13 protein-coding genes are annotated in these 16,798 nt (G+C 52.1%); 7 read left to right on the forward strand and 6 right to left on the reverse strand.

Going from position 1 to position 16,798, the window contains the following annotated elements; all coding sequences use genetic code 11:
• Positions 1-255 precede the first annotated feature (255 nt).
• Genes ACRBCU_RS05035 through ACRBCU_RS05050 form a run of 4 tightly spaced genes read right to left on the reverse strand, consistent with a single transcriptional unit; the run spans position 256 to position 6,447 of the window.
• A complete protein-coding gene (locus tag ACRBCU_RS05035) occupies positions 256-1,206 on the reverse strand; it encodes a glycine betaine ABC transporter substrate-binding protein (protein WP_431364279.1) in 951 nt (316 codons plus the stop codon).
• Between the two features lie 56 nt (positions 1,207-1,262).
• Positions 1,263-3,071: an ABC transporter permease gene (locus tag ACRBCU_RS05040; protein ID WP_431364280.1), complete on the reverse strand. Its 1,809-nt coding sequence runs from the start codon at positions 3,069-3,071 to the stop codon at positions 1,263-1,265.
• Complete coding sequence (locus tag ACRBCU_RS05045; protein ID WP_431364281.1) at positions 3,068-4,123, reverse strand: quaternary amine ABC transporter ATP-binding protein; 1,056 nt, start codon at positions 4,121-4,123, stop codon at positions 3,068-3,070. The genes ACRBCU_RS05040 and ACRBCU_RS05045 overlap by 4 nt, the downstream gene beginning before the upstream one ends.
• The gene (locus tag ACRBCU_RS05050) at positions 4,120-6,447 is read right to left on the reverse strand and encodes a DUF1989 domain-containing protein (RefSeq protein WP_431364282.1); all 2,328 of its coding nucleotides are present in this window, start codon (positions 6,445-6,447) and stop codon (positions 4,120-4,122) included. The genes ACRBCU_RS05045 and ACRBCU_RS05050 overlap by 4 nt, the downstream gene beginning before the upstream one ends.
• Positions 6,448-6,553: 106 nt before the next feature.
• On the opposite strand from ACRBCU_RS05050, the gene ACRBCU_RS05055 reads away from it, so the two are divergent.
• Positions 6,554-7,558: a LacI family DNA-binding transcriptional regulator gene (locus tag ACRBCU_RS05055; protein ID WP_431364283.1), complete on the forward strand. Its 1,005-nt coding sequence runs from the start codon at positions 6,554-6,556 to the stop codon at positions 7,556-7,558.
• 32 nt (positions 7,559-7,590) lie between these two features.
• Here ACRBCU_RS05055 and ACRBCU_RS05060 read toward each other — a convergent pair whose 3' ends face one another.
• Positions 7,591-8,472 (reverse strand): CobW family GTP-binding protein, encoded by an 882-nt coding sequence (locus tag ACRBCU_RS05060; RefSeq protein WP_431364284.1) that lies wholly within the window; start codon positions 8,470-8,472, stop codon positions 7,591-7,593.
• Positions 8,469-10,112 carry an amidohydrolase gene (locus ACRBCU_RS05065; protein ID WP_431364285.1) on the reverse strand — a complete coding sequence of 548 codons (1,644 nt, stop codon included), beginning with the start codon at positions 10,110-10,112 and terminating at the stop codon, positions 8,469-8,471. Before ACRBCU_RS05065 ends, ACRBCU_RS05060 begins: the two co-directional genes overlap by 4 nt.
• A 131-nt stretch (positions 10,113-10,243) precedes the next feature.
• On the opposite strand from ACRBCU_RS05065, the gene ACRBCU_RS05070 reads away from it, so the two are divergent.
• The 6 genes from ACRBCU_RS05070 to ACRBCU_RS05095 all read left to right on the forward strand — a co-directional run bounded on the left by ACRBCU_RS05070 (position 10,244) and on the right by ACRBCU_RS05095 (position 16,755).
• Positions 10,244-11,188, forward strand: a complete 945-nt coding sequence (locus tag ACRBCU_RS05070; protein ID WP_431364286.1) for a LysR family transcriptional regulator — start codon at positions 10,244-10,246, stop codon at positions 11,186-11,188.
• 97 nt (positions 11,189-11,285) lie between these two features.
• Complete coding sequence (locus ACRBCU_RS05075) at positions 11,286-12,857, forward strand: ABC transporter substrate-binding protein (protein ID WP_431364287.1); 1,572 nt, start codon at positions 11,286-11,288, stop codon at positions 12,855-12,857.
• A 64-nt stretch (positions 12,858-12,921) separates the two neighbouring features.
• Positions 12,922-13,899: an ABC transporter permease gene (locus ACRBCU_RS05080; protein WP_431364288.1), complete on the forward strand. Its 978-nt coding sequence runs from the start codon at positions 12,922-12,924 to the stop codon at positions 13,897-13,899.
• The gene (locus ACRBCU_RS05085; protein WP_431364289.1) at positions 13,896-14,780 is read left to right on the forward strand and encodes an ABC transporter permease; all 885 of its coding nucleotides are present in this window, start codon (positions 13,896-13,898) and stop codon (positions 14,778-14,780) included. Before ACRBCU_RS05080 ends, ACRBCU_RS05085 begins: the two co-directional genes overlap by 4 nt.
• Positions 14,777-15,766: an ABC transporter ATP-binding protein gene (locus ACRBCU_RS05090; protein ID WP_431364290.1), complete on the forward strand. Its 990-nt coding sequence runs from the start codon at positions 14,777-14,779 to the stop codon at positions 15,764-15,766. Before ACRBCU_RS05085 ends, ACRBCU_RS05090 begins: the two co-directional genes overlap by 4 nt.
• Entirely contained in the window at positions 15,766-16,755 is a 990-nt protein-coding gene (locus ACRBCU_RS05095) for an ABC transporter ATP-binding protein (RefSeq protein ID WP_431364291.1), read from the forward strand. The genes ACRBCU_RS05090 and ACRBCU_RS05095 overlap by 1 nt, the downstream gene beginning before the upstream one ends.
• Positions 16,756-16,798: the final 43 nt, after the last annotated feature.

Below are 16,798 nucleotides of genomic sequence, written 5' to 3' on the forward strand. Positions count from 1 at the left end.
CCGCCAAGACCTCACAGAGTATTCCAGCGCTCAAAGAACAGCAGCTTTGCCTTTGCGCTCAAGTAGAATCAATACGGTAAAATCTGAGGCTGAATCCAGCCAAATAAGCAAAAGCTCGCGGCGCTACCGACCTTCGATCAATCAGCGATCGCGCAAATCCAAGGTCGCTGAGAATATCTCTTCCACTGAAATTGACGCTTACGCAATCAGCCTATTGGGCCACAAACTTTCGTGGCCCAATAGATATCTACCAAATTAGCCGTTGATCCATGCATCAACGGTTTCAGCGTTATCCGCGATCCATTCTTGCGCAACTTCCGCTGGATCACGCTTGTTCTCGAACATCTCTTGGATCCAAAGACCAACTTCGTCGCCCGTAAGCTGCATACGGCTTAGCATAGCAGCGACTTCCGGATTACGCGTTTCAAGCGATGCTGAATACGCAACATATACAGACGCAGGCGTACCAGCACATTCAAATTCAGACACTTCGAGCCAGTTTTCCGCATCCAGATCAAGGTCTTCACACCCTTCTGATCGCGCGGGTTCTTCGAGTGGCGTCAGATCGTACTGCACATGCAACGCTTCTGGCGTCCAGTAATAGAAAAGCTGGGGCTGAGATGCTGCGTATGCGGCGGCAAGGCCCGCTTTGAAGGTATCGCCAGACACAACATTTGGCTCCCACAACGCATCGAGGCCGTAGGACTTAAACTTGACCTGCCAACGCTTTGTTGAAGCCCATGTCACATCACCTGCCCAGTATTCGCCCTTACCGTTTCCGTCTGTGTCAAACATCGCGGCGACTTCAGGATCGTTCAAGTCTTCCATGGATTTGAGTTTGTCAGCCATATAGGACGGCACATAAAGGCGCGATGTACCCGCATAGCTGTTGTTGGTTTTAACCGTACCATTGCCTTCGATGTACTGGTCCCAAGCGGACTGCCAGTTCGGCATCCACATGTCTGGATGAATATCGATCGAGCCGTCGCCCTTGTCCATGCCTGCAAAAATGACAGGCTGCTGGTTCATACCTGTGAGAATTTCTGCTTCGCCTCCCATCTTCTCGGTGACGATGGCTTTGATCACATGACCAACCGCACGTGCACCGTTCCAGTTGGGATCAGAGATCATGATCTTCTCTTGCGCAGCTAGACTGGACGCCGCGCAAACCGCCGCGAGGGCTGTTGCTGTGAATAGTTTTTTCATTTTGTAGTCTCCCTTGTTGGTCGTTTATGAGTTTGTCGTTGGGTGTGGATCAGCCGCTAGATACGGCTGAAGGACTCTCGAATTCCGCGAAGAATGCGATCGATCATCATCGCCACGAGGGCAATTGCGATACCGGCGAGCAGGCCTTTGCCAGCCTGAGCATCGCCAAGTGACTCAGTCACCAAAGCACCAAGGCCAGCCGCGCCAATGAACGCAGAAATCGTCGCCATGGATAGCGCCAGCATGATGGTCTGGTTGAGCCCTGCCATAATAGAAGGAATCGCCATTGGTAATTCTACCTTGCGCAAAAGCTGTCGCTCGGACGCGCCAAAGGCGAGCGCGGCTTCTTTAGTGGTTTCGGGCACTTGCAGAATACCCAGCGCCGTTAGCTTGACCATTGGCGGGATCGCAAAAACGACTGTTGCCAGAACTGCTGGAGGTTGCGAGATGCCAAAAAAGGCAACAGCAGGCACCAGATAGCTGAGTGAAGGAATGGTCTGCATCACATCGAGGATTGGCTCGGTGATCCATCGGAACCATTTATTCTTGGCCATCCAGATGCCCACGGGCAGGCCCACAAAGACGCAGATCGCGGTGGCGACGACAACCAACGCCATGGTCTGCATCGCGATTTGCCATAGCTCGAAAGTCGCGAGGAAAGACAAAGAGGCCGCAACGAAAATAACCGTCGCTCGGCTCGTATAGGCCCAGCTAAGCGCCAAGAAGAGGAAGGCAGTCACTGGCCAAGGCGTCTGCATGAAGGCAACTTCGACGCGGATGAGCGATTGGCGCAAGACCAAGGTCATGGCATCAAAGATACCTGCGTATTTCGCGCGCAAATAATTGATACCTGTGTCGATAGCCTCTGCGTTATAGGTAAAAATATTAACGCGGCGCCCCTCCACAGGTGGCTTTTCCTGCACCAAAATCTTGGTTGCGTTCAAATCACCCGCAGCAATCGCAGCCTCATCAGGAACCCGGCGATAGCGGATCTCTTGTTGAGGCGTCAGGCGTACAAGTGTCGGGAAATCATCAATAAACGCACAATCAAAACGATCTTTGCTTGTCGTTGTTTCAAAGGCATTGACCGACTTTGCTTCCCGTTCGAATTGGCGCACAAGTTTGCGCGCTGCGCTGCGTTCGCTCTTTTGTTCGGCTGTCGGAGTTTCAAGGGAATCCAAGCGATCATATTCGGCTTGAGCAGCAGCAAGTTCAACATCAACCGCGCTCGCAAGCCCTTCGACATTTGGCAGACCAAAGCGCTGCATCATGTCTTCTATCTGCTCACCCGTTCGGACTTGGTTCAAGCAAGCCCGGTCATCAAGGCGAAGCTGGGTTGCGCGATACGTTGTGATCGGCGCGCAAATCGCGAGGATCACCAAACCGATGATCACACGCTTGAACGTGACGCCATTTGCTACACTGCTATCAATGCGCCAGCGATTATATTGCCCATAATACCAACGATTTGCTTGGCTCGCGAGCCATATCCGCCCGCCAATCAACATAACCCAACCAACAGTGCCATAAGTGTTGATCCACCCCGAATAACGCGGGATCAAAGTTCGGTTTGCATCAGGGTCTAGCAATGCCGTTTCGAGCAAAGGTGTGAACTTGACGACCTGCATCAAGCAAACAATCGCTAACATGTCGATTGCAAGAGCGAGCCAGAACATCAGCCAGACACCGCGCCATGAGGCCCAAAGCCACGGCACTAACAGACCCCAAATATTCAGGTTCCAGCGCGGCATCTCTGCCCGCTGAATACGCTCAAAGGCCGGCGCGTAGTAAGCCTCTTTTGTGGCGACAAACGTATCAATACTGACATCGCGTTCGTTGATGTCGCGGGTCTCTGCACCGCTCATGAGTTTGATCCCCCTTGCAAGCCCCTAAGGAGCGTATCTTTGGTGACGACCCCAACGGTTGCGCCGCCGTCCTTAATCAGCACGGAAAGGTCTGTGCCCGTGCTTAAGCTAACCAGCTTGTCTAGATCATCGTCGGGCTTGGCGCAGGGGTGATCGGCATCTGTTGCGATCGCGCCGTGCTTGGCTTCGTGCTCGGCGACGCCCGTCATGATCTTTGCGGCGGAGACCAATTTAAGACGGCTAATGCCTGCAACAAAGTCAGCCACGTAATCGTCGGCGGGTGCCGTTACGATATCCTCAGCCGTTCCGATTTGAACAATTTCTCCGTCTTTCATAATGCCGATGCGATCCCCCATGCGAATGGCTTCGTCCAAATCATGGGTAATAAACACCGTCGTCTTCTTGAGGTTCGCGGAGAGACCTAAAAACTCATCCTGCAAATTCCGGCGAATGAGCGGATCAAGCGCTGAAAATGGCTCGTCCATCAATAGGATTTCAGGATCAGCCGCAAGTGCGCGCGCAAGGCCAACTCGCTGTTGCATGCCGCCCGATAGTTCCGAAGGCAGGCGATCTCCGTAACCATGCAACGATACTTTTTCGAGTGCCTGATCAGCAAGTTGTGAACGGTGGTACGCGTCCATGCCGCGCAATTCCAAAGCGAAGCCAATGTTGTCCCGCACCGAGCGATGCGGCAGCAAGGCCATGTTTTGAAACACCATACCAATCTTGGTCGCGCGCAAGGCGCGCAGTGGTTCTGTCTTCATCTTGCCAATGTCTTCGCCAAGAATTCGGATGGTGCCAGCCGTGGGATCAATGAGACGGTTGATGTGGCGCACAAGAGTAGATTTACCTGACCCGGATAATCCCATCAGACAGAAAATCTCGCCCTTTTTTACAGAAAAGCTCGCATCTTTGACGCCGACTACAGCTTGAAAACGCTCTAGCACTTCGGCTTTTCCGATACCTTCCGCGCGGATTGCTTTCATCGCCTCGGCGGCGCGGTCTCCAAAGACTTTCCAAACGCCTTCTAATTCCAGGACAGCATCACTCATGCGCGGGCTCTTTCACGTTTGGGATCAAAAAATGGGATGTCGCAGACAGTGGCGGTCAAACGCTTCATATGCCCGTCCAACTGCCCGACTTCTACTTTGGCACCGACGTCGGCGTGCTCAACCGCAAGTCGCGCCATTGCTATCGTGCGTTCAAACATCGGAGAGCGCGTAGCAGAGGTAATCACCCCAACAGGACGCTCACCTACATAAATCTGGCACCCTGAATTGGGAACGTCATCGCAATCGAACATCAGCCCTTTGAGAACGCGTCGCGGATCGCGCGCGTTGCGCGCCAACGCGGCTTTTCCGATGAAGTCCGACTTGCTCGCAGCGACTGCAAATCCAAGCCCTGCCTCATGGGCATCAACACCGACGTCGAACTCGGCTTGGCCTGCGGCGAGCCCCGCTTCGATACGGATAATATTCAGCGCATCAGAGCCCATCGGCGTGATGCCAAATTCGTCGCCAGCTTCCATGATTGCATCCCATAAAGCAGGCGCATCAGAAACGGAGCAGAACAGCTCATATCCAAGTTCGCCCGTATAACCAGAACGCGCAAGCATGAAGGGAATGCCGTCACGATCACCAATGCGCGCAATGGTGCAGCCGAACCATTTGACATCATCAAGCGCGGGAACCGTCGGCTGGGTGAATACCACCTTGCGCAGGACATCGCGGGATCGCGGGCCTTGCAGCGCGAGATTGGGCATCGCACTCCCCATACCGTGAACGCGCACTTGCAATCCCTCAGCTTTGGCGGTGTTCTCCAGCACGCGCGCGCTTTCTTCACTGCCGCAACACCAACGAAACAACTCGTGGCCAATACGAAATAGCGTGCCGTCATCCACCACAGCGCCTTGCGCGTCACAAATCAGCGCATAGGTTCCGCGCCAAACAGAAAGCCGAGCAATGTCTCGTGTCATCACCATTTGCAATAAACGCTCAGCATCTGGGCCAACGATGTCATATTTGCGCAGGCTCGACATATCCTGCAAAGTCACCTTCTCGCGGCAAGCCCAATATTCGCCAATCGTACCAACGCTTGGATATCGCACAGGAGCCCAGAGATCGCGCGCTGGGGCAAATTGCGCTGTCAGCTTCGACGTAGCTGGATGAAACGCACTTTCTTGGCTAATCGACATAGGCGCATTTTCCTTTTCTCGATAAGCAATTGCACGGCGAATAGGGGCATCCGGACGATAGATGCGCACATGAACATCGGTTGGGTTCCAGCCGTTGATTGGATCAAGATCGTCTGGGCATGCTGTTGAGACACAAACCAAATGATCCATTGCCTTCATCGCTACATAATCGCCGGGGCGCGAATAGCTTTCTTCGGTCATCAAATGGTGCGTATGCGGATCGACCCATGTGTTCCAAAAGAAATTGATCGCAGGCCAAGCGGGGCGCTGTTTCACCCCATAGGGATCAAAAGCGCGAGAAATATTGTCAGAACAATTGAGATGACCAGGAAAACCGCGCTCTTCGTATCCGCGCGCTGTGCAGGCCATTCCAAAGGTATCATGGCGCCCGCAGGTGTCTTGCAGCACATTCATCATCGGACGAAGATCAGCATCAAAGAATTTGTCGAGCAAACCAGGTCTCGGGTACGCGCCGCGCACCATCGAACGGGTCGCCGTGCTATCGATCGTTTTTTCCACCCCTTGATCCAATGGCGCGAGGCGCATTGCCATGAAATCAGAGCACTGCTGACCTTCGATATCGATAATTTGCACCACTTCACCCGGGCGCAACTCATAAGACTGCGCTGTGCCACGCTGCACAGTGAATTCCTCGCGCGGCTCTGCAAACAACGGGGGAAGTGGCGAAGATGCGCCGGACAATGCCGGTTTGAGTGAAACCTCGACAAGACCCGTAGATGCGCCCTGAACAAAGCTGGCGACATCAACCGGGCGGGCGATCCACAGCGTGCAAGAACGCATTGCTTTAAACACAACGAGCTCATCTACAGGGACCGTGACACCGTCCAAAACCCGCCCCGCATCGCCGCCGTTTGCCGCGATCCAGCCTTGTAACGCGCTTGCATCGAAATCGCCCAATGCACCGCACATGCTTTGCTTTAGACCAAGGCAGGCAGGCGCGCTCTGGCCCATGTCGTCAAAAACCAAGAGAGCAATCGTTTGCCCTATACCAAGCGGTGTCACCGCTATTGCATCGCCTTCGGAAAGCTCAAACTTCGCCGCGCCGCGTGGCGGGATTTGAACTCGGAACACATCGGACTTGGCAGGAAATCCACCAAAGGAACGCCCATGACCGGAAAATCCGATGTTACTGAATTCGTTTTGCAACCGCTGTTGTAGCACGGCTCCCCCAAGCCCTTTACGTCAATGTAACTAGTTACACACCGCCTTTCATGCACGAGTCAAGAAAATCTTGTAACTAGTTTCAAAATGCTTGTAACATCGCTCAATGAATAATCAGCCTCGAAAGAAGAAGCCCAACCTACGCGATGTTGCGCGAGAAGCAGGCGTGTCGGTCGCAACAGTTTCGCGCGTGTTGAACACACCAGATGTTGTAAATGCCGAGAAACGACAGATAGTGCAGGCTGTTATTGAGCGCTTGGGATTTGTTCGCAGCGCGGCCGCGCGCTCTATCAATTCTGGACGCACGAAAATTTTCGGCGCATTGGTGCCCACTTTAGACAGCGATATCTTTGCGCTGACACTTGATGCGCTGGAAAAGCAGCTTGCGGGGCTAGGTATGTCCCTGGTCGTTGCGACAACCAACGATGACCCAGAATTAGAAACCCGCAAAGCCGAAGAACTTCTGAATATTGGTGTCGAAGGGCTCTTTTTGTCGGGTGTAAGCCACGATGAAGAATTGTTAAAACTAATTGAGCGCACTCGCACGCCCACTTTAGCGATGTCGTATTTTGACCCTCAATATCGGCTTCCCACGATCGGGTATGACAATGCCCTTGCTGCGCGCCAAGCGCTTGAACATTTGATTGAGCTGGGACATCGCAACATTGCGATGGTTCATGGCCCAACGTCTAACAACGACCGCACACGCGCGCGTGTCGAAGGTACGTTCGCTCAAGGTGTCGACGTGTCTTACTTCGAAACGGAATTAAGCGCCGAAGGCGGCAGCACCGCGACTCGCAAATCGTTGAAAACCGGCGATCCTTATGATGCGTATCTATGTGCATCAGATGTTTTGGCATTCGGTGTTTTGTCGGCGCTCAGCCGAGAGGGTATTAAAGTACCAAACGACGTTTCTGTTATCGGCATTCATGATCTGCCAAGTTCGAGCGTTACCTTCCCAACGCTTTCGACTATTCGCCTTCCCGTACAAAAAATGGGCATATGCGCAGCGAATGCTTTGTTTGAGTGGGCCGAAAAAGATGTCAGGCCCGAGTCCATATGTTTACCTACAGAACTCAAAGCGAGAGAATCGACTCAACGTAGAAGCTAAGCTTTGAAAACGCGCTAGATTGAACTGCACCTTCACAAATAAAGGTCATCTAGCGCGACTTCGCCCTCCATCCCTAAACAAACAATGCCAATGTTGTCGCTTGTTTTTGCCAGCGACACTTCCCAGCGATTTCCGACCACTTGAATCAAGCTGAGTTCGCCATCCAAATTCATAGCGAACCCTTTCGCCCTGATGAGCCCCGAAGACTTCCGAACCAGTTTCTTTGCAAGCGCTTCAACGTCAATCGGCTCTTTGATTTCTAACGTGCTCATTTTGAGGTTGCCAGTTTCATAGTGTTTTGTTGAGGCCACCGCCGCGACGACAAAACTATCAAATAAGACCTCAAGGGGAACAGCGCCTTGGATTGCCTCAATAATTCGCACATCGCTATTTTGCCGCTCAAGCCAACGTGTCGTTTCAAGCGCAGTTTCTTCGTCGACCAAGTCGGTCTTGTTCAAAACCACTATGTTCGCATCCGAAATTTGGCGTAAAACAGTGTCGCCCATGTATTTATCGTTGGCGCTAGTGCGCAAGGTTTCTGCGTCTGCGAGAATAACAATCCCGTCAACTCGAAAGGTAGGAAGCAAGGAAACAGTGCCGACAATCGCGCTCGGAATAGCAACGCCAGACGATTCAATGATCAGATGATCCGGTGGCGGATCCAATTTGGCCAAATCCATCATTGCGCCAGTTAGATCGCTTCCAAATGAACAACAAACGCAGCCACCAGCGATAGAAATAATATCATCGCCTTCCGCTTCGATGAGGTCTTCATCTATCGCCAGCTCTCCGAATTCGTTGACCAAAACCGCCAGCCGAAGTCCGTTTGCGTTGCGCAGAAGATGGTTTACCAGCGTTGTCTTGCCCGCGCCTAGGTATCCGCCAATGACGGTAACAGGGAGCTTGGGGCTCAAAGCTCCGATGCCGGAAAAATTCGGCCTCCTAATACTGTGCCCCAAACCTGCACATCTTTCAGGTTCGCTTCGCCGATTTCCGTCGGATCATCTAGAAGAACCGCAAAATCCGCCTTTTTGCCGACCTCGATTGATCCAATTTCATCATCCATATGTAGGGTGTAGGCCGCTCCTAGCGTGATGGCTGAAAGCGCCTCGTTCAGTCCAATTTTCTCGTATTCTCCTTGAGTTCGCCCGGAAGCGGTCAATCGGGTGATCGCACTCCACGCCGTGAAAAAGGGACCAAGTGGGGTAACAGGTGCATCAGAATGGATTGCCATTGGAACGCCCGTTTCGAGCGCTGTGCGACATGCGTTCATCCTCAAGGCGCGCTCTGGTCCGACTGTTAGGCGATAATGCTCATCGCCCCAATAAAAATGGTGGTTGGCAAACAGGTTCACGCACATATCCAACTCTTTCATACGGCGAAACTGTGCCGCGTCCGCGAGTTGGCAATGTTGCAAGGTAAAGCGATGATTTGGGCTTGGCACGTCTTTCAGCGCTGGCCCAAGCACATCCAGCACCATCTCTGTCGCTTCATCACCGTTTGTGTGCGTATGAACCTGTACGCCCGCGGCCAATGCCAAACGATAAAGCTCGGCAAGCTGTTCTGGCGCTGTGTACCACAAACCATTTGGTGCGCCGTTATAATACCCGGGCCACCGCATCCGCGCGGAAAAACCTTGTATAGATCCGTCCGCAACGGCCTTGATACGACCCAACCGCAGACGATCTGTGGCCTTTGCCTTTAACTTGACGACCTTCTCAACGGTGTCCTTTGGCGTTGCTCCCATAAAGAACTGTAGCGGAACAATACGCGCTGGAAAGTCATCCTCTCCCGTCACACTTAGCATCGAGGCTACAGCGTCATCTTCAAGGCGGGCTGCAAGATCTGTAATAGTCGTGACACCCGTGCGCACACATAGTTTGGCGAAATCACGCAGACCTTGTTCATCGCTGTCCGTGAGAGAGCGATTAAACCCGACATGAACGCCAACAGGTGTCATCGTCTCTGGGCCAAAAAGTTCTCCTGTCGGAAGCCCATCATCCCCCAATGGAATACCGTTGTGATTGATGCCCGTTTTCAGCAAACCACCTAGCTCCAACGCTTTGGTATTTACATTCAGAATGTGGCCCGAGGCATGCAGCACCCCAATCGGGCGCGTGGTTGAAACCCTATCCAAATCAGCGCGCGAAACACGTGTGTTATCCATATAGATGGGATCAAGTGACCAGCCAGACAACGGCGCATCAGGATCGTCCATTGCGCGCTCGGCTTCCTCAAGGCGCTCGATAATCGCATCAATCGTGCGCACCCCGCTCCACACTTTACCATCTGGATCTGCGCGATCAAAAAAACCGCAATAAACGTAGCGCCATAAGGTGCCTTCCATCGTATGGGCATGGCCCTCGACCAATCCGGGCATCAGAATTTTGTCGGCAAAGGTCTCATCCAGCCTGTATGCGCCCCACGATTCTAATTCGAACAGATCACCGGCCCCCAAAATTCGGCCCTCGCGAACCGCAACATGACTAACAATTGGGCGATTAGGGTTCATCGTGATGATTTTGCGAGCAGCGAATATTGTTACTTCGTTCATGAAGCGCGTCCTTTTGAAAGGGCAAAGCCATTGGGAGCAGGCGTGATCTTCTAATAGTTAAGGTGCTTTCAATGATGCTGAAAATAGTTTTTATTGCTGACTAATCGCCATTTTTTGATGGAAAGGTTACCGTGAACTTCACTCTCAAACAGCTACGATACGTCGAAGCCTCGGGCCGCTTAGGATCAATCGCCAACGCCGCAACCGAGCTGAACATCTCCCAATCCTCGATAACAGCGGCCATTGGCGCTTTGGAAAGTCAGCTTGGGTTTGACCTGTTCAAACGTACGCCAGCCAAAGGAATTAGGGTAACGCCCGCCGGCCAAAAAGCACTGCGATTGATACGGGCGTTCATTATCCAATCCCGCCATTTTGAAACAGAAATGATATCAATAGGAGGGGCAACAACAGGCAACTTACGCGTGTCGTGTTATGCAACCGCTGCGCCCTCATTTTTACCGCCGATCCTAAAGTCTTTCAAAGTCTCCCATCCCAGTACCTCCATCACATTGCTGGAGGGTAACATGGAGGCAACATTGGCTTATTTGGTCAATGGAGAAGCCGATTTAGCGTTTGCGTACGATCTTATGACAGATACCAGGCACGATTTTACTCCGCTATTTGGAGCACCTCCGCACGCACTATTAGCTGCGGATGACCCTTTGACAAAAAACGAGTCCGTCAGCTTGTTTGAGTTGATTGATCGTCCAATGGTCATGTTGGATTTGCCCCGCACCAGAGATTACTTCAGCAGCATTTTCGAACCCCTAGGCTTGCAGCCAAACGTGGCCCATTCAACAAGGTCCGCAGAAATCGTGCGCGCGCTTGTCTCTGGTGGGCATGGGTATTCCATTATGAACATTTGCCCACCGGGCTACCGACATGCTGACTCGCCTGTGTGTGCAATGCCCATTCGCGATGGGCTACAAGTGCCCGTCTTTGGCATTATGACGCCTTCAGGACTGCGCCAACCGAATATCGTGCAAGCGTTTATAGACCAATGCGTTGGGCTCGCCGCCAAGGGAAGCTTCGACGAGATCATCGTAAAACAGCCCGACTCTTCCACCACAAAATGATGCAACGAACCATATTAAAACTCTTTTGTAGGGCAAGGAGGCTGGTCTAGGCTTTTCCTATAGTAAAACAAAAAATACGTCTGATAGGGAAAGAAACATGAAAAAGTTCGTCAAGGGCTTGGCGATGGCAACGGCGCTAACAGCGTCGTTTGCTACAGTTTCGCAAGCCGAAGAACCTAAGATGGGTGGCACGCTAATCACCGTCCTAGGCTCCAATGTCCGCAATCTCAATTCCTCAGTGCAATCCGGTATCGTCACAGGATTCCCGGGGGCGCAATTATTCGCCTCCCCCTTACGTTATGACGAAAACTGGGAACCACAGCCGTATCTGGCCGAAGCGTGGAACGTCTCTGAAGACGGGCTAACCGTTACTTTGAATCTCGTTAAAAATGCCAAGTTCCACGATGGCACACCTTTGACCTCTGAAGACGTCGCGTTCTCGGTTGATGTGATCAAAGCGAACCACCCATTCAAATCTATGTTCGCGCCAGTCGAATCTGTCGAAACTCCCGACGCGCACACGGCGGTCCTAAAACTTTCCAAACCACATCCCGCATTGATGTTGGCGATGTCTGGTCAGTTGATGTCCATCATTCCGAAACACATTTATGGTGATGGCGAAATCACCGACGTGAAAACCCATGCCCGCAACAACGAAAATGTTGTTGGTTCTGGCCCATTCAAGTTGACCGAATTCAAAAATGGCGAACATGTCATTTTGGAACGCTTCGATGACTTCTTTATCGATGGCCGTCCATATCTGGATAAAATCGTGATGCGCATCATCCCGGACCCAGCAGCGCGCGCGATTGCCTACGAAAATGGCGAACTGCACATGGGTGCATTTGAATCTTTGCCGCGGATCATCAACCGTCTCAAAAAAGTTGAGAACCTGACTGTGACTCCGGATGGCTATGGCGCAATCGGCCCGATTGATTGGCTGGCGATGAACACCACAAAGGGGCCATTGTCGGACGTGCGCGTCCGAAAAGCGATTGCTTATGCGGTCGATAAGAATTTCATCCACAAAGCATTGATGCAGGGCACAGCGAACGATAGTACCTCAGGCATTCACCCCGATAGCCCATTTTACGTGGCGCAAGAGGGATATGACGTTGATCTCGAAAAATCGGCGGCACTGTTAGATGAGGCAGGCTTCCCCGTCAAAGACGGCTCGCGTATGTCACTCACAATCGATTTTGGGTGGCCCGGAGTTAAACCACAGGTCGAATACGTCAAAGCCGCTTTGAAAAAAGTGAACATAGATGTTGAAGTTCGTGCCTCTGCCGATTTCCCAACTTGGGCAAAAAAGATGGGCACCATGGATTTTGATATGTCTTGGGACACTGTGTTCAATTGGGGTGATCCCGTGATCGGTGTGCACCGCACATATGACAGCACCAACATCGCAAAAGGCGTTTGGTCCAATACGCAGGGCTATTCGAACGCGCGCGTAGACGAATTGCTAACAATGGCAGCGGTTGAAACGGACGATGCAAAACGCAAAGCACTTTATGCTGAATTCCAGCAAATCATCGCTGACGAATTGCCTGTCTATCACACAAATACGCTACCCTATCATACCGTTTACAACGACAAAGTTGGCAATCCGCCACTTGGCATCTGGGGCACATCGACGCCTATCGATATGACCTATCTGAAAGAGTAATTGCTCTCTGCTCGGCGGCCGATCGGTCGCCGAGCAATCATTTGCCCAAGAGAAGACAAACTTCGTGACAACGCTCCAATCTTTGCTCATGCGCGTCCTATATGCTGTCATTTTGCTGATGGCGGTTTTGGTGCTCAACTTTTCTATGATGCATCTCGCGCCCGGTGATGTCGCCGATACAATCAGCCAGTCCATGGGCGGCGCCGATCAAGAGGTTCTGGATCAGATCAGGGCTGACTATGGCTTGGATCAACCCTTTATCGTTCAACTTGGCAACTACATGGGCAAGGTGCTGCGTTTTGATCTGGGGTATTCGTTTTTCTACAACACACCCGTAACAGAACTGATCCTGCAACGGCTTCCTGCAACTTTGCTGTTAGTGTTCACAGCACAAATTCTTGCGTTGTTCGTTGGAGTTATTTTGGGTGTGATTTCTGCGCGAAAGCCGAACGGCATCGCCAGCCACTTTGTTACAATCCTTGCCTTGTTTGGCTATTCCGCCCCTGTTTTCTGGACGGGTATACTGCTGTTGATTGGCTTTTCCTTAAAGATCCAGCTCTTCCCGGTCGCTGGAATGCAGGACGTCACCATTGAAGGTGGGTTTTGGGTCCATTTCATCGACGTCGCGCGCCACCTTGTGCTGCCTGTCGTCACGTTGGGTTCCATCTTTCTGGCTTTGTATTCCCGCCTTGCGCGGGCAACTATGATGGAGGTTCTTGGCTCGGATTACGTACGAACCGCAAAAGCAAAAGGCCTGTCAGAGCGCCAAGTGGTCTACAAGCACGCCTTGAAAAATTCGCTATCTCCCGTAATCACTCTCGCTGGTTTGCAATTCTCAGCGGTCATTTCTGGCGCAGTTCTGGTTGAGGCAGTGTTCAGTTGGCCGGGTCTTGGAACGCTCGCCTTTCAATCTATTCTCGCGCGGGATACGCCGACAATCTTGGGCATCTTGTTCTTCTCAGCATTGGTTGTCATTCTCGGCAACCTGCTGACAGATCTTGCACTTCGACTTGTCGATCCGCGCGTAGGGAGCAAACGATGAGCACGCCACCCATCATTCCAACAGAACCGCCCCCCCAAGCACGCCACCCAATGGCGGAAGCATGGGAAATGTTTCGACGCAATCACGCGGCAATGGTGGCCCTTGTCGTTTTAGCCTTGATCATCATAGTCGCGATCATTGGCCCTTACATCTACCCAACAGACCCCTTTGATATGGTTTGGGCCCCCTTCTCCCCCCCCGGCGTAGATGGGTTTTTATTAGGAACAGACTATCTAGGGCGCGATCTTATGGCAGCGTTGATCCACGGTGCCCGTGTGTCGATTGTCATTGGCGTGGCCGCTGCATTTATGTCGGTCTTCATTGGCGTAAGCGTCGGCGCATTGGCGGGCTTCTATCGGGGGTGGGTCGAAGAAGTTCTGATGCGGATCACCGAGTTTTTTCAGGTCTTACCAACGCTCTTGTTCTCAATGGTAATCGTTGCTCTATTCGGAGCCTCTCTTCCGATGATCACGTTCGCTATAGGCGTCGTCAGCTGGACAGCTGTTGCACGGATTACGCGTTCTGAATTCCTAAGAATCAGAGAACTCGAATACGTCACAGCGTCGCGCGCGTCAGGCGCTAAAAATGGCAAGCTGATGTTTCAAGTCATCCTACCCAACGCGTTACCTCCAATCATTGTCCAAGCCGCTTTGATGGTGGGCTCTGCCATTCTTTTTGAGGCGGGCCTTTCCTTCCTTGGCTTGACCGACCCGAATGTTGTGTCATGGGGGCAGGTCATCGGATCAAACCGCCAGTATATCCTTGATGCCAGCTACACCGTCACCATCCCCGGGATCGCCATTTTCGTCACCGTCCTTGCGATTTCATTGGTGGGTGACGGCCTGAACGATGCTTTAAATCCGAAATTGAGACAGCGATGAGCGCACCCCTGTTAAAAGTTCAAAACCTGCGCATCGAGCTTACTTTGCGCGATAGTATTGCGCCTGTAATTGATGATCTGTCTTTCGAGTTGGCTGCTGGCGAAAGCATCAGTTTCGTTGGGGAATCTGGTTGCGGAAAATCGATGACCGCCTTGGGAATCATGGGCCTATTGCCCGAGAAAGTTGGCCGTATCGCAGCTGGCTCCATAATGTTCGATGGAGAAGACCTCACCGCAGCAAGCGAAAAACGTATGCGCGCAATTCGCGGCAACGACATTTCCATGATATTCCAAGAGCCAATGACCTCACTCAATCCTGTCTACACAGTGGGTGAGCAAATCGCTGAAGTTCTGCAAGCCCACCAAGGTCTCAGCAAGGCAGCCGCGTGGAATAGTGCGATAGAACTGCTCGATGCAGTGCGTATTCCAAACGCCAAAAGACGTGTCTCGGACTATCCTTTCCAAATGTCGGGTGGGCAAAGACAACGGGTCATGATCGCGATGGCTTTGGCCTGCGAGCCGAAAATCTTGATCGCTGATGAACCTACAACTGCACTTGATGTGACTGTTCAGGCGCAAATTTTTGACCTGTTGAATGACCTCAAACGCCAAACCGGCAGCGCAATTATCTTGATCACCCATGACATGGGCGCGGTGGCCGAAATGGCAGAACGCATGATCGTGATGTATGCAGGGCGCAACGCAGAACAGGGGCCGGTTGAGCAGGTCATCGATCATCCACGTCACCCTTATACCAAAGGGCTTATTTCATGTGTTCCTCACATCACTGCGACCCTCACGGATGAACGGTTAGACCTTACTGAAGTGGCCGGCATCGTGCCTCCGTTACGCGAATTCGGACAAGATCGCTGCCTCTTCGCATCGCGCTGTCAATTGGTCACTCAACGGTGTCTAGACAAGCGCCCTGAAGATGCAATTTTCGGCGCAACTCAAAAATCTGCCTGCTGGCATGCGGGGGAAGTGTGATGCAAGACGAGCCACAAACAGCGCCCTTGCTGGACGTTCAAGATCTCTCCGTGCGGTTCGCCGTCAAACGTGGGGGCCTCTTTGGAAAACCCAAATACCTCTATGCGGTTGATGACATCTCGTTTCAGATTAAGCGCGGTGAAACACTGGCGATCGTCGGGGAAAGCGGATCAGGCAAGACAACTGCAGCATTGGCCGTTGCCCAGCTTGTAGATGCGTTTGCAGGCAAAATTTTGTTAGAGGGAACCGATTTCCGCCAACTTGAAGGCGAAGAGCTGCGCCAAGCGCGTGCGCAAATGCAATTCATTTTCCAAGACCCCTATTCCAGTCTGAACCCTCGCGTGCGCGCGGAAAAAATCGTGCGTGAACCTCTTGATAATCTAAACACCGAACCCGAAGAAGAACGTCAAAAAATAGTCGACAAACTGTTCGAGGCCGTGGGCCTACATCCTGAACAACAGCGCTTATTTCCACATCAGTTTTCAGGGGGGCAACGTCAACGCATCGGCATTGCACGCGCGCTTGCCACCAAGCCGAACCTGATCATTTGTGACGAGCCCGTTTCAGCGCTCGACGTTGCGGTGCAAGCACAAATTTTAAACTTGCTTAGAAAGCTGCAATCCGATTTTGGTCTGACATTCTTGTTCATTAGCCATGATCTAGGCGTCGTTCAGCATATGTGTGACAGCATCGCTGTGATGTATATGGGCAAGATCGTTGAATACTCGGACCGGCTGTCTTTGTTCAACAACCCCAAGCATCCATATACTCAAGCACTGCTTTCTGCCGTACCAACTTTAGACAAAAATCGCCGTGCCAAGAACAAACGGATTCTCATTCCAGGCGACCCGCCCGACCCGTTGGATTTGCCCGAAGGTTGCCGTTTCGCCAATCGTTGCCCGATAGCTCAAGAGCAATGTTTTTTGAGCCAACCAAGATTAGATGATATTTCCGATGGCCACAAAGTCGCGTGCCACCTAGCTGAATAGCCCGTGATCTTGGCAGCGCAATTCGCACAAAGAAAAATCACAA

It is taken from the genome of Planktotalea sp., assembly GCF_050633725.1.
Lineage (GTDB): Bacteria > Pseudomonadota > Alphaproteobacteria > Rhodobacterales > Rhodobacteraceae > Planktotalea.

Coding starts and splice junctions, on each gene's coding strand:
- ACRBCU_RS05075 (WP_431364287.1), top strand. CDS start 11,286: ATGAAAAAGTTCGTCAAGGGCTTGGCGATGGCAACGGCGCTAACAGCG.
- ACRBCU_RS05095 (WP_431364291.1), top strand. CDS start 15,766: ATGCAAGACGAGCCACAAACAGCGCCCTTGCTGGACGTTCAAGATCTC.
- ACRBCU_RS05035 (WP_431364279.1), bottom strand. CDS start 1,206: ATGAAAAAACTATTCACAGCAACAGCCCTCGCGGCGGTTTGCGCGGCG.
- ACRBCU_RS05055 (WP_431364283.1), top strand. CDS start 6,554: ATGAATAATCAGCCTCGAAAGAAGAAGCCCAACCTACGCGATGTTGCG.
- ACRBCU_RS05045 (WP_431364281.1), bottom strand. CDS start 4,123: ATGAGTGATGCTGTCCTGGAATTAGAAGGCGTTTGGAAAGTCTTTGGA.
- ACRBCU_RS05090 (WP_431364290.1), top strand. CDS start 14,777: ATGAGCGCACCCCTGTTAAAAGTTCAAAACCTGCGCATCGAGCTTACT.
- ACRBCU_RS05065 (WP_431364285.1), bottom strand. CDS start 10,112: ATGAACGAAGTAACAATATTCGCTGCTCGCAAAATCATCACGATGAAC.
- ACRBCU_RS05040 (WP_431364280.1), bottom strand. CDS start 3,071: ATGAGCGGTGCAGAGACCCGCGACATCAACGAACGCGATGTCAGTATT.
- ACRBCU_RS05085 (WP_431364289.1), top strand. CDS start 13,896: ATGAGCACGCCACCCATCATTCCAACAGAACCGCCCCCCCAAGCACGC.